Raw genomic sequence first — 23,304 nt, 5'->3', positions numbered from 1 at the left:
CAGAACCGAGTGTGCGGGCGGGGGGACTTGAACCCCCACGCGCAAGGCACAGGAACCTAAATCCTGCGTGTCTACCAATTCCACCACGCCCGCGAATCCCTCAAGGGACAGTTCAGTCTAGCGGGTCGCGGCAGAACTTACGAACAGCGAGCCTCACTGGTGCCCGTTCTGTTCTGCTCGGGTACACCGCAAATGCTCGCGGACACCGCCATCGCGGTGTCGCTGACCATTTGCGGTGTACCCGAACGGATTGGCGGGGCTTGCGGGATCGGCCTGTGGATAACTTCTGCGCTCGTTGCAAAATTCGTTCAAGATAGCGCCCGTGAACACCGCCGTTGCAGAAATTACACAGCTTGTCCGCGAACGCGTGCGTCGAGAAGGAATCGAACTCGGACGCGGCGCCGATGCTCGCGCGCTCGTGACCACTCAGGTGCGCGGTTATGTGGAGCACACGCTTGCGAACACCGGGCCGATTATTGGCGATGAACACGCAGTTATTGAGGCGGTGCTCGCACAGATCACCGGATACGGTGCGCTACAGCCTTATCTCGACGACCCCGACGTCGAAGAAATCTGGGTGAACGCACCAACGCGGGTGTTTGTTGCCCGCAACGGTGTTGCAGAGTTGACCTCCACGGTGATTCCCGCTGACGAGCTACGTGACCTCATCGACCGGATGCTGCAGTCAACCGGGCGGCGGGTGGATGTTTCGAGTCCGTTTGTGGATGCATCCCTGCCGGATGGTTCCCGGCTGCACGTAGTCATTCCCGAGATTGCGCGCCGGTATCCATCCATAAATATTCGGAAGTTCGGCAGGCGCGTGCGTGATTTGAACGCGCTGGTCGACGCAGGTTCGCTCACGCCCGAGGCGGCTGCGATGCTGCGGTCAGCAGTGGTTGACGGTGCGAATGTGCTGGTGTCGGGTGCCACCCACACCGGGAAAACAACTATGGTGACGGCGCTATTGGCGGCAGTTGGGGCGCGCGAACGCATCGTCACGGTGGAAGAGACCTTCGAGCTGGATGTTGTGGCGCGCGATGTTGTCGCGCTGCAGTGCCGCCAGCCGTCACTTGAAGGAACCGGTGAGATTACGCTGCGGCGCCTGGTGAAAGAGGCGCTACGGATGCGCCCGGATCGGCTCGTGGTTGGCGAGGTGCGTGAGGCCGAGGCACTTGAGCTGATTATTGCGCTCAACTCGGGCGTGCCGGGGATGTGCACGATTCACGCAAACTCAGCCCGGGATGCACTGGTGAAGCTATCGACGCTGCCACTTTTGGCGGGCCGCAATATTGACGCATCCTTTGTGGTGCCCACCGTCGCGAACACTATCGACCTGGTGGTGCATCTCGAGATGACGCCGCAGGGCAAGCGTCGGGTGCGCGAGATCATTGCACCCACCGGTGCGGTGCATGCCGGTGTGGTCGAAGCGGTGGTGCTATTTGATCGCAGTGGTGGTGAGCTTGCAGCCACCGGCGCGCCGGCACCGCGGCCGGGGCGGGTAGCTCGCGCGCAACTTGACCAGTCGACAAGCGACCCTGTTTCGCACGCTGCGGCCGGTGTCAACTCGGTCACCTCGCTAGGTGAGGGCGGCACGTTCGCGCCGATGAACTACGGCTACAGCGGGGTGCGAGCATGAACGAGGTACTGGTACCCACTCTTTTGATGGGTGCGGGGGTGGCGCTCATCCTGGTTGCGCTGCGCTATCCCGCCACGCGCGAGGCAGCGGCATCGCGTTCACTGACGCAACGTTTCGAGGATGTGCTCGTGCGCGCGGGTATCGAACGGGTGCCGCCGGTGGCGTTTATGGTGGCGATCGCTCTTATCGCTATTGTCTGCGCGGCCGCAGCGCTGGCCACAACCGGTATTGCCATGCTGGCGCTATTGGCGGGCGTGTTCGGTGGCTGGATTCCGGTGGCGATCATTCAGCGGCGGGCGCGGCAGCGTCGGCGCGCATACCGTGGTGTGTGGCCGGATGCAATCGATCACCTGATCGCGGCGGTGCGGTCGGGCCTTGGGCTCGGCGAATCGATCGCGCAGCTGGCGAAGGTCGGCCCGGAACTGTTGCGGGATGATTTTGCCTATTTTTCGCGTTCGTATCGGGCCACGGGGTCATTCGATCACGCCGTGAACGAGATCAAAGACCGGTTGGCAGATCCCACCGCCGATCGCATCTTCGAAACGCTGCGGATGGCTCGGCGAGTTGGCGGTACCGAGCTGGTTGTGGTGTTGCGTTCACTCGGCACGTTTTTGCGAGAAGAGCAGGCGGTGCGTCACGAAGCCGAAGCCCGACAGGGGTGGGTGATGAACGCCGCGCGCTTGGCTGTGGTGGCACCGTGGCTGGTGCTGGTCATGCTTGCCAGCCGTCCCGAAGCTGCAGCCGCCTACAACACACCTGTTGGTGCCATTGTCATTCTGAGCGGGCTCACGGTCACGGTGCTGACCTACCGCTTGATGACCCGCATCGGCCGTTTCCGGGAGGAGGGCCGGTGGTTCGCCTAACGGAAGAGCTCGGCCTGGCACTGCTGCTGGGCGCAATGCTCGGCATCGGCTTGTGGACGCTGGCCTCGATGCTGCCGGCTATGACCAAGCCGCGGCTTGCTGAACGCATCGCGCCCCAGCTGGTGGACGTTTCCGAAACCGCGCGTCACGATGTGGCACGCAAACGGCTCGAGACGCTGCCCGCTATTTGGTGGCTGTTCAGCCCCGTGTTGAACACCACAAAGCGTGCCATTGCCGCGATCACCGGCAGCGACCACAAACTCACCCACCGTTTGCGCCGCGCCGGTGGCGGTTTGAGCATTGAACGCTATCGCACCGAGCAGGCGGCGGCCGCGGTGATCGGACTCGCACTGGGCGGGCTGCTGGCTGCGGCACTGCTGCAACAAAGCATCCGTAACCTGCCGGCAGCGATCATGCTGCCATTATTGCTGGCGGCCGCCGGGGCAGCATGTCGCGACCTGGTGCTGCGCGTGAGCGTCACGCGGCGACTGCGACGCATTGCCGACGAATATCCGACGGTGCTCGAATTTTTGTCGCTGTCGCTTTCTGCAGGCGAGGGCATTTTCGCGGCGATGCAGCGAGTGAGTCACACGGGCCGCGGCGAGCTCGCTGGCGAAATCTCCCGCGCGGTGGTGCGGGTGCAATCGGGCGAAAGCACCGCCACGGCACTCACCACGGTGGCGCGAGAACTCGGCTACCGGCCATGGGAGCGCAGCTGCGACCACATTGTCACCGCGCTTGAACGCGGCGCACCGCTGGTTGAGGTGCTACGCGCGCAAGCCCAGGACGCGCGGGAGCTCGCCAAACGCGCCCTGCTCGAACAGGCCGGTCGTAAAGAAATCACCATGATGGTGCCGCTGGTGCTGCTCGTCTTGCCGGTCACAGTGCTCTTCGCTATCTACCCCTCCTATTTCGTTATCACCACCACCTTCTAACGCGCCATCCACTCGAAAGGACAGCCGATGAACCACACACCCGCTACACCCGAACCACTATCGAGCGCCGACCCCGTTGGCCGCAGCTGGCAGGCACGCCTGTACCAGTGCATCCACCGCCGACTTATGGCCGAACAGGGCGATGTGCCCGGATGGGTGCTGGTGGCGCTCATGTCGGCGGGGCTCGTGATCGTGTTGTGGACCCTGGCCGGGCCTCTGCTCACACAGGTGTTTGAAGATGCCATGTCGCGAGTTACCGGCAATTTTTAACGCGCGCGAAGGTCGGGATGCTCAGCGTCCGGTGCTTCGGCATGCGCCTGCGCGCACTCGGCGAAAAGACCTGATTGGGCAGCAGCCGATAGCACTGCGAATTTGGTCACCTGGCGCCGTCCGCTTGTTCGGCACAGATCGGGGCTCGGCAGTGGCCGAATGGACACTCGTTGCGGCACTACTCACACTGCTGCTGCTCGCTGTGTTACAAGTGTCGTTCGCGATGCATGTGCGCACCACCCTCGTCGATGCTGCTGCCGAAGGAGCCCGTGCTGCGGGGCTTTCGGGCGCCAGCAATGCAGATGGCCGCATCCGCACCAGCGAACTCATCCAGGCGGCGCTCAGTGACCAGTACGCCGACCACATCAAGGTCAGCCGCACTGACCACATCGTCACCGTTACGGTGCGAAGCCCACTGCCTCTATTTGGGCTCGTCGGGGTCCCCAACGGCATCGAGGTGAGCGCACATGCGCCGGTGGAATAGTTTGTTGGCCCGGATGCGCGACGAACGCGGTTCGGCAACCCTCGAATTTCTCGGCCTGGGAGTGCTGCTACTCGTGCCGATCAGCTACGGCACCCTCACACTGCTCGGACTCGAACAGGCAACCCTGGCCACCGAACTCGCTGCCCGCAACAGCGCGCGCGTGCTCGGCGACAACGCCGCCGCCAACGAATCACTCGCACAGGCGCATCTGCACCACGCCTTCACCGACCACGGCATCGATCCCGCCGATGCCACCATCGAAACCCGCTGCCACCCAAACCCCAACTGCCTGGCCGAGACAATGACCGCCGGTCAATCGATCACCGTGACAGTACGCATCCAGGTACCGCTACCTGGCCTACCCGGGGGAGTGGGCGCGCTCGGCATCCCTGTAGCAGCAAGCGCCACCTATCCACAGGCAAGCACCGGGCCACAGCCGGCAGGGGTAACGGGACAAATGGCACCGTCCGGAACCGAACCGCCTGCGTCCGATCTGCCAGCATCGGAGGGCCCCTAGATGCATCCGGGCACCCACAAACTCGCCGCCGAACGCGGCTCGATCAGCGCCCTCACCGCGGTGTACGTGCTGATCGCGCTCGTCGCCACCCTCATCGTGGCAAGCGCCGCCGATCTGTACCTCGCCAACAAACGGCTCTACTCGGTGGCGGATGCGGCCGCGCTCGCGGCCAGTGGCACCGCCGAAGTGGCGCCGACAGCCGCCGCAGCTGCGACCCCACAGCTCATCCTCGTGTCGCACTCAGCGAGGCAAGCAGCCCAGGCACAGCTCACTCATTTCGGGGATGCATACCAGCTCGCTGATTTGCGCATCGACGGCGATCGGGTGACAGTTACTGTCCGCACCGAGTGGACGAACCCTTTCACTGGACAGTTCGTCACCCCGAAGCAGCAGCTGCAGGTGACGGTGACCTCGCGGGCCGTGCTCGACCGGGTTGACGGTGGCTAGTGGAACCGACCCCGGCTCTGAGTGCGCGTACCGGTGCCGCCAAAGAGGATACCGGTAGGCTGGAGCGATCATGATCAACCTGGATTTTTCGGCCGAACTCGGTCAGCTGCGCACCACATTCGGGCAGATTCGCGATGTGCTCGATCCCGCCGAGCTCGAACGCCAGATCGCCGAGCTCGAACAGCAGGCGGCCGCCCCCGATCTGTGGGACGACCCCGAAAACGCACAGCTCGTCACGAGCAAGCTCTCGCACGCCCAGGCCGATCTCAAACGACTGGAACAAACCGAGCAACGCCTCGACGATCTCGAGGTGCTCGTCGAGCTCGCCAACGAAGCCAATGACGCTGATACTGCAGCTGAAGCCGAACGCGAACTGAAAAGCATCACCAAACTCATTGGCGATCTCGAAGTGCAGACCCTGCTCGACGGCGAATTCGATGACCGACCGGCCGTGATGACGATCCGCGCGGGCGCTGGTGGTGTGGATGCGGCCGACTTCGCAGAGATGCTGTTGCGCATGTATACCCGCTGGGCCGAACAGCACGATTACCGCGTCAATGTGCTCGACACGAGCTACGCCGAACAGGCCGGAGTGAAATCGGCAACTATCGAGGTCGACCACCCGTACGCCTTCGGCACACTGTCGATTGAGGCCGGCACGCACCGACTTGTTCGGATGAGCCCGTTCAACTCGGCCGGCAGCCGTGAGACGAGCTTCGCGGCGGTTGAAGTGGTGCCACTCATCGAGCAGACCGAGCACATCGAAATTCCCGACAACGACATCCGGGTGGATGTGTATCGCTCATCCGGGCCCGGCGGCCAGTCGGTGAACACCACCGACTCGGCGGTGCGCATCACGCACCTTCCCACCGGCATCGTGGTGAGCTGCCAGAATGAAAAATCACAGATCCAGAACCGAGCCGCGGCGATGCGTGTGCTGCAATCGCGGCTGCTGCTGCAGCGACGCGAAGAAGAAGAAGCGAAAAAGAAAGAACTTGCGGGCAATATCACCGCGTCCTGGGGCGATCAGATGCGCAGCTATGTGCTCGCGCCCTACAAGATGGTGAAAGACCTGCGCTCAGGCTTCGAAACTTCTAACCCTGATCGGGTGTTTGACGGCGACATAGACGACTTCATTAACGCCGGCATCCGCTGGCGCAAAACGAGCCAACAGGAAGACGCCACCGAATAGTCGCCGATAGCGGGCTCCAAAACAGCACTTCGGTATTCAAGAAACGTTCAGCAAACGCTCAGGAAGTGCTACGCTGTGCCTACCACGAACCAGGGTCGGCCGCTCGAAGTGGCAGACTCGCGAGCGGGAACCTCCCGTGATCTCGTGGCTTTGGCACGACACAGGAGTCAACATGACTGCAGAGCAGCAGGCGGCTCGGCCACGCACCGGTTCCGGTGGGCGCACCGAGTTTTTCGCATCGCGAAATTTTTTCATCCTCGCGGCCATCGGCTCGGCGGTGGGTCTGGGCAACATTTGGCGTTTCCCATACACCGCCTATGAGAATGGCGGCGGCGCTTTCATCATCCCCTATCTGGTGGCGCTACTGGTCACAGGTATTCCACTGCTGCTATTCGACTACGCCATCGGCCACCGCTACCGCGGCTCGGCGCCGCTGTCGTTCGCGCGCATCCAGCGGTGGCTTGAAACCATCGGCTGGTGGCAGGTGCTGGTGTGCGTCATCATCGCCATCTACTACGCAGTGATTGTTGCCTGGGCCGCCATGTACATGATCTTCTCGGCAACTAAAGCATGGGAAACAAACCCCGACGGTGCCGGCGGCTTCTTCGAAAGCACCTTCCTACAGCTGGCCGACACACCGGGAATCGGGCTCGACTTTGTTCCCAACGTGCTGGTTCCGCACCTGCTGGTGTGGGCCGCGGTGTTCGTCATCATCATCCTGGGAGTCAAACGCGGTATTGCTGGCGCCAACCTGATCTTCATGCCACTGCTGCTCGTGATGTTTCTCGCGCTGGTGGTGCAGGCGCTGCTGCTGCCGGGCGCTACCGATGGCCTGAACACGCTGTTCACCCCCGACTGGAGTGCGCTTGGTCGCCCGCAGGTGTGGGCCGCCGCCGTGGGGCAGATCTTCTTCTCGCTTTCGGTGGGCTTCGGCATCATGATCACCTACGCCTCATACCTCAAGCACCGCAGCGACCTCAGCGGCTCGGGTATGGTCGTCGCCTTCTCGAACTCGGGCTTTGAACTGCTCGCCGGTATCGGCGTGTTCTCGGCGCTCGGATTCATGGCGCAGGCACAGAACAATGCGGTGGATGAGGTGGCACAGGCCGGCATCGGGCTCGCCTTCGTCGCGTTCCCGACCATCATCTCGGAAGCCCCAGTGGGGCAGCTGATCGGCGTGCTGTTCTTCGGATCACTCGTGTTTGCCGGGCTCACCTCGCTCATCTCGATCGTCGAAGTGGTCGTGGCCGCCGTGCGCGACAAACTCAACCTTTCGCGCCCGGTATCAACCATCGTCGTGGTGGTGCCGCTGGCAATCATCTCGGTGCTGCTTTTCCCAACCACCACGGGCCTGTATGCGCTCGACATCATGGACGAGTTTGTCAACAAGTACGGCATCCTCGCCGCCGCGCTGGTATCGGTCGTCGGCGTTATGTGGCTGGCGCGTAAAGCGCGCACGCTCAGCGACCACCTCACCCGCGTTTCGTCGGTGCGAGCGGGAGCTTGGTGGATCGTAGCTGCCGCCGCCATCGTGCCGCTCATTCTCACCTATGTGCTCATTGATGACTTCATCGTCAAGATGGGCGAAGTCTATAGCGGCTACCCGGCTGAGCTTGTCGGAGTGCTCGGATGGGGCATGGCCGGCGCACTCGTGGTGCTCGCCATCGTGCTGGCGATGCTGCCGTGGAACCGCAACGTTGCCGTCAGTGTGAGTGAGGACGAACTCACTCGCGATTTCGACGACGCGTTTGCCGGCAAATTCGATCTCGATGATGTGGACGGTGACGGCTTCGACGACACTAAGGTGCCGCCGGGGCACGTGCCGGGCAAGCACGCAGCCGGTCAGCCCACATCCACCGAAACCGAAACGAACTAGGAGGTTCTGAAACATGACTGCAGAAGCCATCATCATGATGTCGGTTGCCATCCTCACCGTGTGGGGTGGGCTGGTCGCGGCGATCGTGAACCTGCGTCTGCGCAGCTCCGACCGCGAACACTAAATCGTTATTGAATCCGGCAGCGGTTCCGCAACTCCGGCGGGCCGCTGCCGGATTCTTTTATGCATCCCGTAATCTTGCGCGAGTCATGCGGTGTGCGTGACCAGTCCGGCGTAAGTTGGGGAAGGCCATGATCAGATTCGACCAGGTATCCAAGGTCTACCGGGGCTCGAGCGCCCCGGCACTCGATGACGTTACATTCGAGATCCTCCGCGGCGAGTTTGTGTTTCTCGTCGGTCCATCAGGTTCAGGTAAATCAACCGTGCTCCGCCACATCCTGCTCGAAGATCTTCCCACCGAGGGTGCAGTGCACGTGCTCGGTCAAGATCTGCGCAAGATTTCGTCGCGGAAAGTCCCGTTCTATCGCCGCAATGTGGGCATGGTGTTCCAAGACTTTCGGCTGCTGGCCAACAAAACCGTGTACGAAAACGTTGCCTACGCTCAGAAAGTGATCGGCAAGCGTCGCGGTCACATCCGGCAGGCCGTTAACGAAGTGCTCGAAACTGTCGGCCTCGACGGGAAAGAAAACCGCTTCCCGCACGAGCTGTCGGGTGGTGAGCAGCAGCGTGTCGCTATCGCTCGGGCCGTGGTGAACAAGCCTGCCATTCTGCTTGCCGACGAGCCCACCGGTAACCTCGACCCGGCCACCTCGCGCGAAATCATGCGCGTGCTGCGCCGCATTAACCGTAACGGTACCGCCGTCATCATGGCCACGCATGATGTGTCGATCGTTGACGAAGCCAAACAGCGCGTGCTTGAACTGCTCGAGGGACGCCTGGTGCGCGACGAGACCGGCGGCGTGTACACCCCCGAGATCGTGCTTTACGAAGAGCCCGAATCACCCGAGGTGGTCGAGACCGCGCCGGCGCGCCCAACTATCTCCGAGGTCATGGCCGAACGAGTTGCCGGCACAGACAGCGCCGCGCGCGCCAAGCCGCACGACGCGCGCCCCGGCGATATCGACTCTCCCACAACGCGACTGCCAGAACACGAAGAAGAGGCTGACGACTGGGCAGCCGCCGACGAAAAGGAGGCGCGCTGATGTTCGGCTTTGTCATGAACGAGATGTGGCAGGGGCTGCGTCGCAACACTTCGATGGTGATATCGGTGGTGCTGGTGACGTTCGTGTCGCTCACCTTCGTGGGTGCGGCAGGGCTCATCCAGCTGCAGATCCAGTCGATGAAAACCTACTGGTACGACCGCGCCCAGGTGGCCATCGATTTTTGCACCGAGGTGTCGGCCTCGCCCGACTGTGCGGCCGGTAAAGCCACCACCGAACAGATCGATGCGGTGGCTGTCGAGCTGAGCGGGGGAGCGCTGGCTCCCTATGTGCAGCAGTACTATTTTGAGTCGCAGCAAGAAGCCTACGACCGGTTCGTTGAGCAGTTTGCTGATGACCCGATGGTGTCGTTCGTGCATCCCGAGCAGCTTAACGAGGCCTACTGGGTGAACCTGGTCGACCCGCAAGATTCGGATGTGATCATCCAGACCATCACGGGGATGCCGGGTGTTGAGTCGGTCACCGACCAGCGGCAATTCCTCGACTCGATTTTTGCCGTGTTGAATGCGGCCTCGTTTACCGCGCTATCGGTGGCGATCGTGATGCTTGTTGCGGCCGTGCTGCTGGTGTCGACAACTATTCGACTGTCGGCGTTTTCGCGACGTCGTGAGCTGCGGATTATGCGCCTGGTTGGTGCATCCAATGGGTTTATTCAAACGCCGTTCATTCTCGAGGGCGTGTTCTCTGGGCTGATCGGTTCGCTGCTGGCTTCGGGCGCGGTGCTGGCCGGTACGCACTATTTTGTGCAGGGCTATCTGTCGCCGCGGATGCCGGCGCTGCAGCTGGTGAACGTGTGGCCGGATGCGGTGATCGTGTGCGGCGTACTGATTGTGCTGGGTGTTGGGTTGGCCGCGCTGGCATCGAGCATCTCGATTCGACGCTATCTGCGCGTGTAAAGTTGGTTGAATGGCGAAGGCAAAGAAGGACGGTCGCCTGGTAGTGGCCACAAACCGGAAGGCCCGCCACGACTACACGATTGAAGACACCTACGAGGCCGGCATGGTGCTGCACGGCACCGAAGTGAAAGCCCTGCGGCAGGGGCGTGCGTCGCTCGTCGACGGATTCGCAATGGTCGACCGCGGTGAGGTGTGGCTCGAAAACGTGCACATTCCCGAGTATTTTCAGGGCTCGTGGAACAACCACGCCACCCGCCGCCGGCGGAAGCTGCTGCTCAACGCACACGAGATCACGAAGATTGCGGCGAAGACCCGCGAGGGTGGTTACACGATTGTGCCGCTGCAGCTCTACTTCAATGAGGCCGGCCGCGCGAAGGTCGAGATCGGTGTTGCGAAGGGTAAGCGCGAGTACGACAAGCGGCAGGCGCTGCGCGAAAAACAAGATAAGCGTGAGGCGCAGCGGGCGATGTCGGCGCGCCGCTACATGGGCGAGTAGGCGTCGCTGATGCCCGGGCCGGTGCTCATTTACGATGGCCGGTGCCCGTTCTGTGTGGCGATGGTGCGCCGGTTGCGACGGATGGATCGGCGCGGCCGGGTGCGCTGCGTGTCGAGCGAGACGCCGGGTGTGCTGGATGCGTATGAGCTGACTGCGGCGCAGGCGCGGGCTCGCGTGTGGTTGCGGCACCCTTCGGGTGTGCTCGTTGGTGGCGCCGGGGCGGTGCTTTGCGCGCTGGATGCGGTGTGCGGCTGGCGGTGGGGATCGCGACTGTATTCGTGGGCGCCGTTGCGTGGGCTGGCTGATCGCGGCTATGCGTGGGTGGCGGCGAACCGGATGCGGTTGCGGTTCGGTGGTTTATTTGGTGGCTCTGATTGTGGTGACAATTGCCGGGTTGTTGAGTAGCCGGTATTCGTTTGGCTACCGAGCCGGGAAAGCCGGTGGGATGCGCTCTCGTTTCCGAGCCGCACCGCACCGGTGTTTCGCTTATTGGGTGGTTAGAGGTTGGCGTCGTTCCAAGCCCAAACGTCTTCACCGCGCAGCGTTACTTCAGCGCCGCCGTCGACGTAGACGACCTGGCCAGCCATGTGGGTGTTTTCGACGCTGGTCATCCAGATTAGGGCGTAGGCAACCGACTCGGGCGACTGGTGGTAGTTGAGCGGCATGGGCACCTGGCTGTCGACGAAGGCGGTCTGCTCGGGGGTTGACAGCAGCTGTTCGGTCATCGGGGTGAGTACGGTGCCGGGTGCGACCGCATTGACTGGGATGCCGGCGCCGGCCCATTCGTCACTGATCGACACGCGGCGCACCCAGCGGGCGAGTGCGCGCTTCGACGACGGGTACGAGACGTAGCCGGTCATCGGGTCGTCGGTGACGTGGCTTGCGGCGATTTCGAGGGCCTTCGCTTCGTCGCCGGCGAGCATCGCTTCGACCATGTCGGGGTCGTTCTGCTGCAGCGAGGCCATCGATGACACGACGGCGACGCGCGGTGCAGCCGAGGTTTTGAGCGCGGGCAGCAGCGCTTCGACGAATTCGACGACGCCGAAGTAGTTGACCGACACGGTCTTGGGGATCGGTGCTGCGATGCCGGCGCAGGCGATCACAGCATCGATGGTGCCGCCGGCGAGTTCGGTGGCTTGTGCTGCGGCTTCGTGGCGACCCTTGACGGTTGAAAGGTCAGCGTTGATATCAGCGTTCTGGAGGTCGACTCCGATGACCTTCTCGCCGCGGTCACGGAGGATCTGTGCGGTTGCGGCGCCAATACCCGAGGCCGAACCGGTGATGACGTAGGTGCGTGACATGTGATCTGCCCTTCTTCCTTTGATGGTGGCGGTCGCATTTGTGGTGTTCAGCCGCCACCTATATTTTCTCGTGCCGTCGCTGGGTCTTTCGGGCGAGTTCGGATGGTTTGCGCGGGGCCGCGCGCGGTCTGGATGCGCGCTGCTGGCGCACGGGGATGCGGAACAGCGGCCGGGTGCCGCGCCCGTGTAGACCGTGGCCCAGGCCTTGTCAAAACGCGGGCGCTGTTTGCGGGCTGTGCCCGCTCCGCGCATCCCCGCGCCCGCCCGCACATCCCCGCCCCCGCGCCCGCCCGCGCATCCCCGCCCCCGCGCCCGTGCCCGCGCCCCCGTGCCCGTGCATCCCCGCATCTCTCGCCAAGTGACCCCCTAACTGCGAAATGACCCTGCTGTAGGAGGGTCATTTGCCATTAACAGGGTCACTTGCCGTGGAAGTGGGGTGTGAAGGCGGGGTGAAGGGCAGGGTCACCTGCTGTGGAGGCGGAGTGTGGCGGCTGGGGACTGGTGGAGCATGGACGGGAACTTTGGGTGAGGAGTTGAGGTTTGAGGAGCGGGATTCCGGCACCAAGCACCACCTCTGCTCGAGGCATCACCCCTGCATCCAGCACCTGCACTCGGCAAATGACCCTCTAACTGCGAAATGACCCTGCTGTAGGAGGGTCATTTGCCATTAACAGGGTCACTTGCCGTGGAAGTGGGGTGTAAGGCTGGTGTCGTGGATGAAGGCCGGAGCCCGAGGCGGTGGAAGCCGGGGCCCGAGGCGGTGGAGGCCGGAGGGTCGGGGCAGTGGAGGGTACAGCGGAGACTTGGCCGGGCATGGGGCAGTGGCGCGTGTCAATTCTCACATTGGGATGCGACGCCTTCTGGGCTGGCAAAACACCGGGGAAAATGATACATCGTTTGATACAAAACACGGCCCCCTGGGAAACCGAAAACCGCATAAATAAGCGGAAGTCGGCAACCTAAGGGGCCGTTCGTGGAGATGGGGGGAATTGAACCCCCGTCCATCGCTGTGAGCCTGCGGCTTCTCCGGGTGCAGTTCGTCTGACGTGTTACTCGGTTCCAGCCCTAGCGACGAACGGCCTGGCTGACAAACCCAGTCACAGTTAAAGTCCCACGAAACCCTGCGGCGCAGCTTCGCGGCAAGCGTTCTCAACGACGCCAGGAACTAGACCGAACGCAAAGTCTAGGCTGACGGACTCGGGCTCGCGCTCTAGGCAGCGAGGGCGAAGTCAGTGCGCTTGTTATTGGCACTTATTGGTTGCGAGGGGCGTTAACGAGATAACCCCGCGTCCTCGACCCGCTTCACGCAGTTTCGCAAGCAATGTCGAAACCGATCATCCCCGCGGCTGCGCTGACAGCATCAACGCTATTGAGTTGTGGTTCAGATTGCTCTGAACTGCCCAATTGTAGCGCGATTTGCGTGCGGTGTCGACAGATCATGGTCAACCTGGATGCGTGCAGCGGGTCATCTTGGCGAGTGAGATTTTGCGCTGAACATGGCCGAGAGCGGCACAACTACTACTCTTGAGAGCATGAGTGCGAACGATGGCTTTAATGGCGGCGGTGGTCGCCCCGATGACCCGCAGCAACCCGAGCAGCTCGGCTCGACCTGGGGTGCGGTTCAGTGGCAGGATGACCAGGCTGCGACTGGCTCGCCCGCTGATAATCCTGTGGTGACGCCTCCCGAGTCTGCCGCGAACGGCAACGAGGGAGTATCTGGCCAGATGCCGTCGCTACCTGATCTGGGTGCTTTTGGTGCCGGCTTTGCTGCGGCGGGTCGCGAGGATGCGGCAGCTGCGGGCGAAAATAACGCCCCGGTTGAACCGTCCCAGCAGTCGGATCTGGCTGAAGAAGGACAGCAGCCTGAACAACCAGAGCTGCAGGACAAAGAGGCCGTGCATCCTGAGCAGTCCGAACACACTGACCAGCAGCCACTCCAGGCCGAGCAGAGCGACCAGCCAGAACCGAACGTCCAGTTCGGCGACGTTCCAGCACAGGCGCAGCAGCAGGATGCAGCAGCTCAGCCGGAAACACACGAGCAGCACAACACTCCCGACGAGCCCGAGGCGGCAGCGGATCCCGTCGTGAACTTTGGCAGCGAATCCGACGAAAACGCTACCCGCGCCTACGACACGCAGGCGTTTCGAAGCGACGCATTTGCATCAGCATCCGAGCAGCAGGATGCAGACAAATCCGCCAATGACCAGCCCACCGAGGTCTTCCAGCGCGATGAGTTCAGCGGCGAACAGGTGGTCGGTCCTCACCCGAATGACGCCCAAGCAGGCGGCATCCACTCGGGCGGCCACCAAACTTATGGCGCGCAGTCGTACGGTGCCCAAACTTATGGCGGCGCAGGCCAGTACAACCAGCCCTACAGCTCGCAGCCCGAAAACCAGGACGGGCCCGAGTTCACCCAGGCCGCGTTCACACAGCAGCCCTACGGCGAAACACCTCAAGAGCAGCAGCCTTACAACCAGCAATACGGGCAGCAGGGCGACTACCAACGGGCCCCGTACTTCGCGGGCGGCGCCCCGGCACCGTTCCAGAACGCCGGGCCGGTGCCGATGCATCCTGGCGACGAACAAGAACCGCACCACAGCGAACCGGGCGACAAAAAGCGCCGTCGCCGCAAATCAAAATCGCATCAGGCTGATGCCGCAACGGCAACGCCCGCAGGCGGCGGCAAGAAGAAACGCCGCACCGGACTGATTGTCACGATCGCGATTATCGCGGTGCTCGCGATCGCTGCGGCGGTGCTCGTGCCGCTTTACCTGCACCTGCAAAACCAGCAGCGTGGCGATGAACTCGCACAGGAGTTCAACGAAAAGGTTAAGGCCTACGAACAGTCGTGGGGCGAAGAGGCGCTGGCGGCTGCATCCGGTCCAGAAGATTTTGCCAAGGTGGCCGGCGGCAAGCGCGAGTCGATTTTTGTTATGAGCGCCGACCAAAAGAAGCAGTTTGAAGCCGTGTGCGGTGATGTGCAGGCATCGAAGGATGCGCGCCAGAAGCTCGTCGACACCAAGGCCCCCGAGCTGCCGAAGGACGAGGGTGCGCGTGCATCCGAGGCTTACAAGAAAGCCGAAAAAAAGTCGGCTGATCTCAGCGGCAAGGAGCGCGCGAAGGTCACCGAGTTCCTCGACGAGAGCGACAAGCTGCTCACCTCGATGGAGTCGCTATGTGGCAACCTCGGCCCCTATCTCGACGCCAACCAGAAGCTGCGCGATATCGGCGATAAGGATCTGCCGAAGACCATCACGGTAGAAAACGGCGGCTCGATCGTATCGGATGACGGCACGGTTGAGTGGAAGTGCACCGCGCCTGAGGGCTGTCGTGACCTGTACCACAAGGACACCCGCACCAAGTATGCGGATGTGATCGACTCGATGTACACCGACTACTACAACACGCTCGCGGATCTGTTTGAAAAGCAGTGCTTCGCGGATGATTTTGCGCAGGTGTGTAGCGAATCGGTGGAGCCGTTCCGCGAGGCTGCGAAAAAGTCGAAGGCTTACACCGACTATCTGCGCAAAACCGAGCCGGTTGCCGAGGTTGGTAAGCCGATGTATCCGGATGAAGAAAAACTGCTAAAGGAAGCATCCGGTGCGCAGTATGCGGCCGAGGAAGCGCTCGTGAACGCGTGGCGTGCGAAGGATGGCGACAACCCGCCGGCCTCGATGGGAGACACCCCGGCATCGATTGAGGCTTATTACCAGGCGAAACAAGAAAAGGTGCGTGAGCTTGCCGCCGCGGTGGGCGACGGCAAATAGCCGCCAGCATCCACAAGCGCCAGCATCCATAATTCAGTCGCCGCTGCCCCGGTTACCGCACCACCGGGGCAGCGGCGACTAGCATCGAAGCATGACTGAGAACGCTCGCGTGCTGGTGCTGAACGGACCAAATCTCAATACGCTCGGTAAACGGCAGCCCGAAATTTATGGTGCCGAAACGCTCGCGGATGTTGAAGCCCGTTGCCGACGCCGCGCCGAGCTGCTGGGGTTGCAGCTGACGTTTGCGCAGTCGAATCACGAGGGCGAGCTAGTCGAGTTGATTCAGCAAGCGCGCGAGTCGATGGCTGCGATTGTGATTAATCCGGCGGCCTACACGCACACTTCGGTGGCAATTCGGGATGCGCTCGAGTTTGCTGAACTGCCCACGGTTGAGGTGCATATTTCAAACATTCATCAGCGCGAGGAGTTTCGGCACCACTCGTTTGTGTCGGGGGTTGCGGATGCGGTGATCGCCGGTGCTGGCACGCTCGGCTATGAACTCGCGCTCGAGTGGGTTGCTGATCGTTGCGGCCGCGTCGCGCGTGCGGTTTAGGTCGGTGGGCCGGTAACACTGAAACAAACGCCGGCGCCCCACTATTTGGCGAGGGAGTAGGCTGGCGCAGTGCATCCCAAACCTACTGATACCCCTGCCGCCGCGAATAATTGGCCCGCTTTCGCGGTGTGCGTGGCGGTAGCTATCGCGATCATTCTCGACCTGGTGAAGGTCAACGTCACGCTGACCCCGATTGAGCACACGCTCGGGGCGACAAGCTCGCAGGCGCAGCTGATTGTGGCCGGATATGTGCTCGCGTTCGGTATTTTGCTGGTGCCTTCGGGCCGGCTTGGCGACCTGTGGAATCGCAAGGCGATGTTTGTGATCGGGCTGATCACGTTCACGGTCGCGAGTTTGCTGTGTGCTTTGGCGTGGGATGCGACCGCGCTGGTGGTGGCGCGCCTGGTGCAGGGTGTTGCGGCCGGGATTCTCATGCCGCAGGTGATTGGTCTGATCCAGAACCTTTTTCAGGGGCGCGAGCGCGGTAAGGCGTTCGGTATTTTCGGTGCGTCGATTGGGCTGGGTACCGCGTTCGGCCCCACGATCGGCGGACTGTTCATTGGCATCATGGGGGAGGAGCTCGGTTGGCGCTGGACGTTTGGGATGAACGTGCCGATCGCGCTGATTATTTTGCCGTTTGCGGTGTGGCTGCTGCCGGGCCGGCAGGCGCATCCGAAGGGTGTAGCGAGCCGGGATCTCGACCTGGTCGGGGTGTTGTTGATGGCGGCGACGGTGCTGCTGGTGATGTTGCCGTTCGTGTTGACCACCGGCACCGATGCTGATTCGCCGCAGCGCTGGTGGCTGTTGGCGGCAGCGGTGATTGTTGGGGCTGTTTTTGTGTGGTGGGAGCGGCAGTATTTGGTGAGCGGCCGCAATCCGGTGATTGACTTTGGGCTGTTTCGTTGGGCGTCGTATCGCAATGGTGTGATCATCTCGACGCTGTGGTTTGCGGTGATGCCGCCGATGTTTTTGCTGATGACGCTTTACACGCAGCAGGGGCTGGGCTTCGCGGCCGTGAACGTGGGTGCGTTCTCGATTCCGTACGCGTTGATTTCGGCGGTGGTTGCGGCCTGGGCGGGACGGTACACGTTTACGTGGGCTGCACGGATGGTGTTCTATGGCGTGCTGATCTATGTGGCGATGCTGCTGGGGATGCTGTTGGTGGGGGCGTTCGCGCCGGTGGCGCACACGCCGTGGCTGTTTACCGCGATGCTCGCTGTGGGCGGTGTTGGGCCGGGCCTGGTGATGTCGGCCAACCAGATGCGCACTATGAAACATGTGCCGTTGGCTGCGGCCGGTGTGGGCGGTTCGTTCATGCAGGTGGGGCAGCGGCTGGGTAACGCGATGGGCATCGCGGTGGCGACATCGGTGTTTTATGCGGTGTTGGCGGCCGTGGGGATGACGCCAGGTGGCCCTGTTGATGCTGCCGCAGGGGGCGAAGATACGTACCGGCATGCCTATGTGTGGGGCATGGTGGTGCTGGTGGCGCTGAGTGTTGTGGCGCTGGTGTTTTCGTGGCTCGATTATCGGGTGGATGCGCGTGAGCGTGCCGCTGGCGAGGCGCCGGGGTAGTGGGCAACCCGCTATTTGCTGGCCGGTAACTTCGGATTTACCGCGCTGGCCGAGGGGGCCGCTTCTTTGTGGCGTCTTGCTGCCCTGTTTCTGGTGTGTTGCTTCGCGTGGTTGGCATCAGGCCCCCTCGATAAGTGGAGCGGTTCACTCCGCTTCCAAGTGGAGCATGGCGCTCCGGATGTACTTAATGCAACTGGGGAGGTCACATGAGGCGTCAGATGAGAGCGGATGCGACACAAAACCGCGAGGGGATCCTGCGGGCTGCGCGGGCGCTGGTTGAAGAGCATGGGACGGGTGTCTCGCTGCGCGCTATCGCCGCCTCGGGCATGCCATTCCTGCACCCCTGCAGTCAGGCTCAGCGCATCCCGGCCCGTTCGGCCAGAGTCTGAGCCGTCACCGAGCGTGAATCCGAGCGCACCCCCTGTTGAGCGACCTCGGCCGGCGTCCCGGTGGCCAGTATCTGGCCGCCTTCGTCGCCGGCTCCCGGGCCGACGTCGATGACGTGGTCAGCCTGCGCGACCACCCGGAGGTCGTGCTCAACCACGACCACCGTCGCGCCGTCCTCTACCAAGCGACGCAACTGGGCGAGCAACAGGTCAACGTCCGCGGGATGTAGCCCCGTCGTCGGCTCGTCCAAAAGGTACAGGCTGTGCTTACGGCTGGAGCCGCGCTGCATCTCGGAGGCCAGTTTGATGCGCTGCGCCTCGCCACCCGAGAGCTCCGGGGAACCCTGCCCCAACCGCAGGTAGCCCAGGCCGAGCGCGTGGAGGAGTTCAACCGAGCGCAGAATCCGCGGCTCCTGAGCGAAAGCCTCCAGCGCCTCATCCACGGTCAGCGTCAAAACATCCGCGATGCTGCGGCCGTTCCACTGCACCTCAAGGATCTCCGGCTTATAGCGCTTGCCGTGGCAGGCCGGGCAAGTCGTGTAGGTGCCCGGCAGGAACACCAGCTCAACCTCGATGCTGCCCGCACCATCGCACTCCGGGCAGCGGCCCTTCGGGGTGTTGTAAGAAAAATCAGATACCGACATGCCGCGCCGCTTAGCCTCCGGTGTTGCGGCGAAGATCTTGCGGACGTGATCGAAAAGACCCGTGTAGGTCGCGACGGTGGAACGCACCGTGCGGCCAATCGGCTTCTGGGTGATGTGAACCAGGCGGCGGATCTTATCCAACCCCGTTGCGCTATCCACACGGAAATCCTCGGAAGGATCGGAACCAGCCGTGAACTCAGCATCCGCGTCCTCGGCGGTGGCCTCATCGGCGCCCACGACCTGCTTGGCCGAACGCGCCGCCGCGCCGGCCAGTACCCCGATGACCAAGGTGGATTTACCGGAACCGGACACGCCCGTGACTGCGGTGAGCGCACCCAGCGGGAAATCCACATCGGCCCCATCGAAAGCGCGCGCATGCACGCCGGTCAGGGCGATGGATTCCCCGGTGCCGGCCGGGGTGTCCGTCAGCTCCGGGAAGTCCGCATTCAACGCGGCTGCCGTCGGGGATCCCAGCTGCTCGGCTTTGGCGCGGAACTCGTCAGTGGGGCCGGAGAACACCAGCTGACCGCCGCGCTCACCGGCGCGCGGGCCGATATCCACGATCCAATCGCATCCCGCGACCAGGGACATGTCGTGCTCCACCAGAAGCACCGAATTACCCGCGTCGATGAACCGTTGCAGTAGCTCAGAGACCGCTTTTCGCTCCACGACGTGCAGGCCGGCAGAGGGCTCATCCAGCACATAGGTTGTGCCGAACAGGTTCGAGTTCAACTGGGAAGCTAGCCGCAGGCGCTGATGCTCACCCGCAGACAAGCTGCGTGCCGGGCGGGAGAGGCTCAGGTGCCCCAGCCCCAGCTCGATCGCCGCGCGCACCGTGGGGAGCACCTGATCCAGCAGTAGTTTTTCGGCTTCGTCGTGCTCGTTCCACTGCTGCTTGCTGATTCCCTCCACGTGATGGAGGCGGTCCTCCAGTGCGGCCAGCACGTCCTTCAGTGCCAGGTTGTTGAATTCGTCGATCGCGTAGCCGTCGTAGGTGACCTGCAGGGTATCCGGCTGGAAGCCGCGGCCCTGGCACGTCGGGCACGTGGATGAATGCATGAAGGAAAGCACGCGGCGGCGGTTCTTATCCGACTCCGTTTCCGCGAGAGTGTCGGTGAGGTAGGTGGCTACCGAGCGCCATTTGCCTTTATAGGACCCGTGCACGGCGTTTTCGTCCCGCACAGGGTGGACGGTGACTACCGGCTGCTCGTGCGTGAACAGGATCCAGTCGCGGTCCTTTTGTGGAATGTCCCGCCACGGGATCTCCAGCGGGTAGCCGAGGGTTCCCAGGATGTCTCGGAAGTTCTTGCCCAGCCAGGCTCCTGGCCACGCGGCGATCGCGCCATCCCAGATGGACAGGCTGGGGTCCGGCACCATCGACTCTTCCGTGGGCCGGTGCACGGTGCCGGTTCCTTGGCATTCGGGGCACATGCCGGCGGTGGTGTTGGGGGAGAACGCGTCGGAGTCGAGCCGGCCGTATTCGAGCCGCTCGCGCATGCCGGCCGGGTAGGTCCCGGAGCGGGAAAACAGGAGCCGAATACTGTTCGACATGTTGGAGATCGTGCCGACGGAGGAGCGCGCCCCGCCCAGGGTGGTGGACTGTTGTAGGGCCACCGTCGGCGGCAGGCCAGTGACCGACCCGACGCGCGGGTTGACTGCGCCACCGATGAGCCGGCGGGCGAAGGGAGCGACGGACTCCAGGTAGCGGCGCTGCGCCTCGCCGTGGATGGTGCCGAAAGCGAGGCTGGATTTTCCCGAACCTGACACGCCGGTGATGGCCACGAGGGTGTCGCGCGGCAGGTCGACGTCGATGTGTTTCAGGTTGTGTAGGTGCGCGTCACGCACCCGGATCATGGGATCGTGCTCCGCGCGCGCCGTTGCGTGTGGAGCCTGGAACTCGGGCTGGGCGTGAGTCATGGTGGCCACTCTATAGGGCAGGCCGGGCTGGTGTAGGTGGTGAGGGCTCGACGATTAGCGCGAGTCCCGCCGCCGCGCCCCCATGGCTTTCAGGGCACCGACGCCGCCTTGATAGCCACAGGCGAGCACTGCGATCTTGCCCTTCTGACGCAGCTCGGCGTTGGCTCCGTGCTTGTCGACGGGGACCCCGAACATGCGGCTCGCGGTCTCGCAGTACAAATCCTTCCCGTCACGGAAGGCCTCAAGCGTGGTGGCCTCGCCTGCAAGCCACGCGATGACCCGCGCCTCGATCGCGGAGAAGTCGGCCACCACGAACCGGTGCCCGTCGGCGGGGATGAACGCCGTGCGGATGAGCTGCGAGAGGGTGTCGGGAACGGAGTCGTAGAGCAGCTCGACCGCATCATAGTTTCCGGTCCTCACGAGGCTTCTGGCCTCACTGAGGTCTGGTAGGTAGTTGCGGGGCAGGTTTTGGACTTGGACGAGGCGGCCAGCGAAACGCCCGGTGCGCCCTGCCCCGTAGAACTGGAGGAATCCCCGTCCGCGCCCATCACGACCTGCCACGTGCTGCATGGCCTCGTACTTCTTCACCGACGACTTCGCAAGCTCACCGCGCAGCAGGAGGACCTCACGCACCTGGCCGGTAGCGGTGTCGAGCGCGGCGGCGACTTCGTCTTTCGTCAGTGACTGCAGGGGCGTGCCGTGATCGGCAAGCCACTCCTTGAGCTGGATCGGCGAGTTCGGGTTCTCCAGTCCAGTGAGTTCCTGGGCGCGGGTCAGTGTGGCGGCGCGGTGCTGCCGGTCGCACGCCACAGCGTTGTCCACGAGCACCCGGTCGAGCCGAATGCCGGTGTCGTTGACGTTCTGGTCCAGGGCGTAGGTGTCCCACTCGGCTTCGGGCATCGGGAAACCGGCGAGCCGGTCGTGGATGGCCAACTCCACCTCGACGTCGCGCCGGTTGTAGGAGATGAACTGCTCCCACCCGTCCGGGTCGGATGCGGGTGGATTGCGCATCCCGTCCTGGTTGAAGACGCTGGGTGTGGCCGGGGTACAGAACTGGCGGATGAGTTTCTTACCTGCACTGTCTTTGCGCACCGGCAGGTCAAGGACGGTGGCGACCTGATCCAGGCTCATCGGCAGGCCGAGGTAGGCGGACCAGACCATGGTGCAGCGCCACTGCGCTGGGTCCAGAAAGTTACGACCGGCGATGAGATCTGGGTGGTGTCGGGCCAGCCAAGCGGATAAGCACACACGCTCGAAGGCAGCATTGAACGCCCACTTTGTCACGCCCGGATCAACCAGCGCCTCTGCAACCTCGGCAGGTAGCTGCTCACTCGAGGCCACATCAACGACCTTAACGGGATTGCCGTCGATGGAGTAGCCAAACAGGAGAACGTCGAAGTCTGGGTGTTCGGCATAAGGGTAGACCCCAGATTTGGTGAGGTTGACGGGCGAAAATGTTTCAAGATCAACGAAAAGCTCATGCACGGTATCGGCTCCACAATGCGGTAAGGGCCGGGAGACCACACACGTGTGGTGCGTGGTCTCCCGGCCAGGGGGTGATGGTTACTGTTCAGCAGGCGTGGGATACTGCTCGCGCTGCGCTTCGGCATCTGCCATGAGCTGGGTGACGCACTGGCGCTCTTTGCGGATCGCGCGGTTTTCAAGCCACGAGGCCAGCCATGCCCCGAGCAGGTGACCTACGATGGAACCGATCGCCCAGGCAACAATCAGAGTCGTTCCGGCCCACAGCGCTGCTGAATAACACTCGTTCATGATGCTTCTCCGCTCTTTTAGTTCAGGAAGTCGTCCGAGGCTGCTGCGAAGCCTCCGAAGTCGGCCTCGGCGCTGATCCGGTTGCCGCCGAGCGGTTCGCCATCACGCAGCTTCTGGATGTTGCCCAGCCCGCAGGCGATACCCCGGTTGCCGTTCGTGTTGAACGCGTAGAAGCTGATGCTCACCCGTGCGTAGCAGCCCGAGTAGACCTCGGTTACGTCCAGGATGGGTTGAAGGTCGGTGCCCACGACCTGTGGCGGGGTGGTCGAGTTGGCGTTGACGAACATCGCGTTCGCATACGCCGCATCGTCACGATCGATGTCACCATCGCGCAGCGGGAGCTTCAAGGCGGCCTTGTTCGGTCGCTTGCCACCGAACTTGGCCGTCCCGGCATCGATTGCCGCGTCAATGGCGCGTTCGATCTTGGCCAGGGTCTCGGTGTCGGACTTCGGGATGATCAGCGACACGGAGTACTTGGGCTTGCCGCCCTGGATGGACTTCGCCTCGAAAATGTTGGCGTAGGACAGGCGAACCTCGCCGGTGACCACACGGGTAGGATTCGTGGTTGCAGACATCTTTTCTTACCTTCTTTCTTGTT

At 62.9% G+C, this 23,304-nt stretch carries 22 protein-coding genes, 1 tRNA gene and 1 other RNA gene; 17 read left to right on the top strand and 7 right to left on the bottom strand.

What is annotated here, in order from left to right; genetic code table 11:
• Positions 1 to 12: 12 nt before the first annotated feature.
• Positions 13 to 93 (bottom strand) — tRNA-Leu (locus tag PV375_RS04630).
• Positions 94 to 322: 229 nt separating this feature from the next.
• Between PV375_RS04630 and PV375_RS04625 the strand changes: the two genes are divergently transcribed.
• From PV375_RS04625 to PV375_RS04560, 14 genes are all read left to right on the top strand, one after another.
• On the top strand, positions 323 to 1,636 hold the full coding sequence (locus PV375_RS04625) for a CpaF family protein (protein WP_332106338.1): 1,314 nt from the start codon (positions 323 to 325) through the stop codon (positions 1,634 to 1,636).
• Entirely contained in the window at positions 1,633 to 2,499 is an 867-nt protein-coding gene (locus tag PV375_RS04620; RefSeq protein ID WP_332106337.1) for a type II secretion system F family protein, read from the top strand. Before PV375_RS04625 ends, PV375_RS04620 begins: the two co-directional genes overlap by 4 nt.
• Positions 2,487 to 3,434, top strand: coding sequence for a type II secretion system F family protein (locus PV375_RS04615; protein WP_332106336.1), 948 nt, complete (start codon positions 2,487 to 2,489; stop codon positions 3,432 to 3,434). Before PV375_RS04620 ends, PV375_RS04615 begins: the two co-directional genes overlap by 13 nt.
• A 27-nt stretch (positions 3,435 to 3,461) precedes the next feature.
• Positions 3,462 to 3,704: a hypothetical protein gene (locus PV375_RS04610; RefSeq protein WP_332106498.1), complete on the top strand. Its 243-nt coding sequence runs from the start codon at positions 3,462 to 3,464 to the stop codon at positions 3,702 to 3,704.
• Positions 3,705 to 3,855: 151 nt separating this feature from the next.
• Positions 3,856 to 4,188, top strand: coding sequence for a TadE/TadG family type IV pilus assembly protein (locus PV375_RS04605; RefSeq protein WP_332106335.1), 333 nt, complete (start codon positions 3,856 to 3,858; stop codon positions 4,186 to 4,188).
• Positions 4,172 to 4,705 carry a pilus assembly protein gene (locus PV375_RS04600; protein WP_332106334.1) on the top strand — a complete coding sequence of 178 codons (534 nt, stop codon included), beginning with the start codon at positions 4,172 to 4,174 and terminating at the stop codon, positions 4,703 to 4,705. Before PV375_RS04605 ends, PV375_RS04600 begins: the two co-directional genes overlap by 17 nt.
• The gene (locus PV375_RS04595; protein ID WP_332106333.1) at positions 4,706 to 5,152 is read left to right on the top strand and encodes a hypothetical protein; all 447 of its coding nucleotides are present in this window, start codon (positions 4,706 to 4,708) and stop codon (positions 5,150 to 5,152) included.
• A gap of 70 nt (positions 5,153 to 5,222) precedes the next feature.
• On the top strand, positions 5,223 to 6,344 hold the full coding sequence (gene prfB / locus PV375_RS04590; RefSeq protein WP_332106332.1) for a peptide chain release factor 2: 1,122 nt from the start codon (positions 5,223 to 5,225) through the stop codon (positions 6,342 to 6,344).
• A 172-nt stretch (positions 6,345 to 6,516) separates the two neighbouring features.
• Complete coding sequence (locus tag PV375_RS04585; protein WP_332106331.1) at positions 6,517 to 8,220, top strand: sodium-dependent transporter; 1,704 nt, start codon at positions 6,517 to 6,519, stop codon at positions 8,218 to 8,220.
• Between the two features lie 13 nt (positions 8,221 to 8,233).
• Positions 8,234 to 8,344: a methionine/alanine import family NSS transporter small subunit gene (locus PV375_RS04580; RefSeq protein ID WP_201517167.1), complete on the top strand. Its 111-nt coding sequence runs from the start codon at positions 8,234 to 8,236 to the stop codon at positions 8,342 to 8,344.
• A gap of 127 nt (positions 8,345 to 8,471) precedes the next feature.
• Positions 8,472 to 9,383 carry a cell division ATP-binding protein FtsE gene (gene ftsE / locus PV375_RS04575; RefSeq protein ID WP_332106330.1) on the top strand — a complete coding sequence of 304 codons (912 nt, stop codon included), beginning with the start codon at positions 8,472 to 8,474 and terminating at the stop codon, positions 9,381 to 9,383.
• The gene (ftsX, locus tag PV375_RS04570; RefSeq protein WP_332106485.1) at positions 9,380 to 10,297 is read left to right on the top strand and encodes a permease-like cell division protein FtsX; all 918 of its coding nucleotides are present in this window, start codon (positions 9,380 to 9,382) and stop codon (positions 10,295 to 10,297) included. Before ftsE ends, ftsX begins: the two co-directional genes overlap by 4 nt.
• Positions 10,298 to 10,307: 10 nt before the next feature.
• A complete protein-coding gene (smpB, locus tag PV375_RS04565) occupies positions 10,308 to 10,793 on the top strand; it encodes an SsrA-binding protein SmpB (RefSeq protein ID WP_332106329.1) in 486 nt (161 codons plus the stop codon).
• Positions 10,794 to 10,802: 9 nt separating this feature from the next.
• Positions 10,803 to 11,198 (top strand): thiol-disulfide oxidoreductase DCC family protein, encoded by a 396-nt coding sequence (locus PV375_RS04560; RefSeq protein ID WP_332106328.1) that lies wholly within the window; start codon positions 10,803 to 10,805, stop codon positions 11,196 to 11,198.
• 92 nt (positions 11,199 to 11,290) lie between these two features.
• Here PV375_RS04560 and PV375_RS04555 read toward each other — a convergent pair whose 3' ends face one another.
• On the bottom strand, positions 11,291 to 12,094 hold the full coding sequence (locus PV375_RS04555) for an SDR family NAD(P)-dependent oxidoreductase (protein WP_332106327.1): 804 nt from the start codon (positions 12,092 to 12,094) through the stop codon (positions 11,291 to 11,293).
• A 971-nt stretch (positions 12,095 to 13,065) separates the two neighbouring features.
• Positions 13,066 to 13,436, bottom strand: a transfer-messenger RNA (tmRNA) gene (ssrA, locus tag PV375_RS04550).
• Positions 13,437 to 13,626: 190 nt separating this feature from the next.
• Between ssrA and PV375_RS04545 the strand changes: the two genes are divergently transcribed.
• The 3 genes from PV375_RS04545 (at position 13,627) to PV375_RS04535 (ending at position 17,986) form a co-directional block, all read left to right on the top strand.
• A complete protein-coding gene (locus PV375_RS04545; RefSeq protein WP_332106326.1) occupies positions 13,627 to 15,861 on the top strand; it encodes a hypothetical protein in 2,235 nt (744 codons plus the stop codon).
• A gap of 91 nt (positions 15,862 to 15,952) precedes the next feature.
• Positions 15,953 to 16,414, top strand: coding sequence for a type II 3-dehydroquinate dehydratase (gene aroQ / locus PV375_RS04540; RefSeq protein WP_332106325.1), 462 nt, complete (start codon positions 15,953 to 15,955; stop codon positions 16,412 to 16,414).
• A 69-nt stretch (positions 16,415 to 16,483) separates the two neighbouring features.
• Positions 16,484 to 17,986 (top strand): MFS transporter, encoded by a 1,503-nt coding sequence (locus tag PV375_RS04535; RefSeq protein WP_332106324.1) that lies wholly within the window; start codon positions 16,484 to 16,486, stop codon positions 17,984 to 17,986.
• A gap of 355 nt (positions 17,987 to 18,341) precedes the next feature.
• Here PV375_RS04535 and PV375_RS04530 read toward each other — a convergent pair whose 3' ends face one another.
• The 4 genes from PV375_RS04530 to PV375_RS04515 all read right to left on the bottom strand — a co-directional run bounded on the left by PV375_RS04530 (position 18,342) and on the right by PV375_RS04515 (position 23,281).
• The gene (locus PV375_RS04530; protein ID WP_332106323.1) at positions 18,342 to 20,933 is read right to left on the bottom strand and encodes an excinuclease ABC subunit UvrA; all 2,592 of its coding nucleotides are present in this window, start codon (positions 20,931 to 20,933) and stop codon (positions 18,342 to 18,344) included.
• Positions 20,934 to 20,987: 54 nt separating this feature from the next.
• The gene (locus tag PV375_RS04525) at positions 20,988 to 22,418 is read right to left on the bottom strand and encodes a DNA polymerase (RefSeq protein ID WP_332106322.1); all 1,431 of its coding nucleotides are present in this window, start codon (positions 22,416 to 22,418) and stop codon (positions 20,988 to 20,990) included.
• Between the two features lie 78 nt (positions 22,419 to 22,496).
• Positions 22,497 to 22,706: a hypothetical protein gene (locus PV375_RS04520; RefSeq protein ID WP_049189298.1), complete on the bottom strand. Its 210-nt coding sequence runs from the start codon at positions 22,704 to 22,706 to the stop codon at positions 22,497 to 22,499.
• 17 nt (positions 22,707 to 22,723) lie between these two features.
• Positions 22,724 to 23,281: a DUF2815 family protein gene (locus tag PV375_RS04515; RefSeq protein WP_332106321.1), complete on the bottom strand. Its 558-nt coding sequence runs from the start codon at positions 23,279 to 23,281 to the stop codon at positions 22,724 to 22,726.
• Positions 23,282 to 23,304: the final 23 nt, after the last annotated feature.

Source organism: Gulosibacter sp. GYB002 (assembly GCF_036577665.1).
GTDB lineage: Bacteria > Actinomycetota > Actinomycetes > Actinomycetales > Microbacteriaceae > Gulosibacter > Gulosibacter hominis.
Note: the sequence above shows the minus strand (reverse complement) of the source record. Positions and strands in the feature narration are given on the sequence as shown.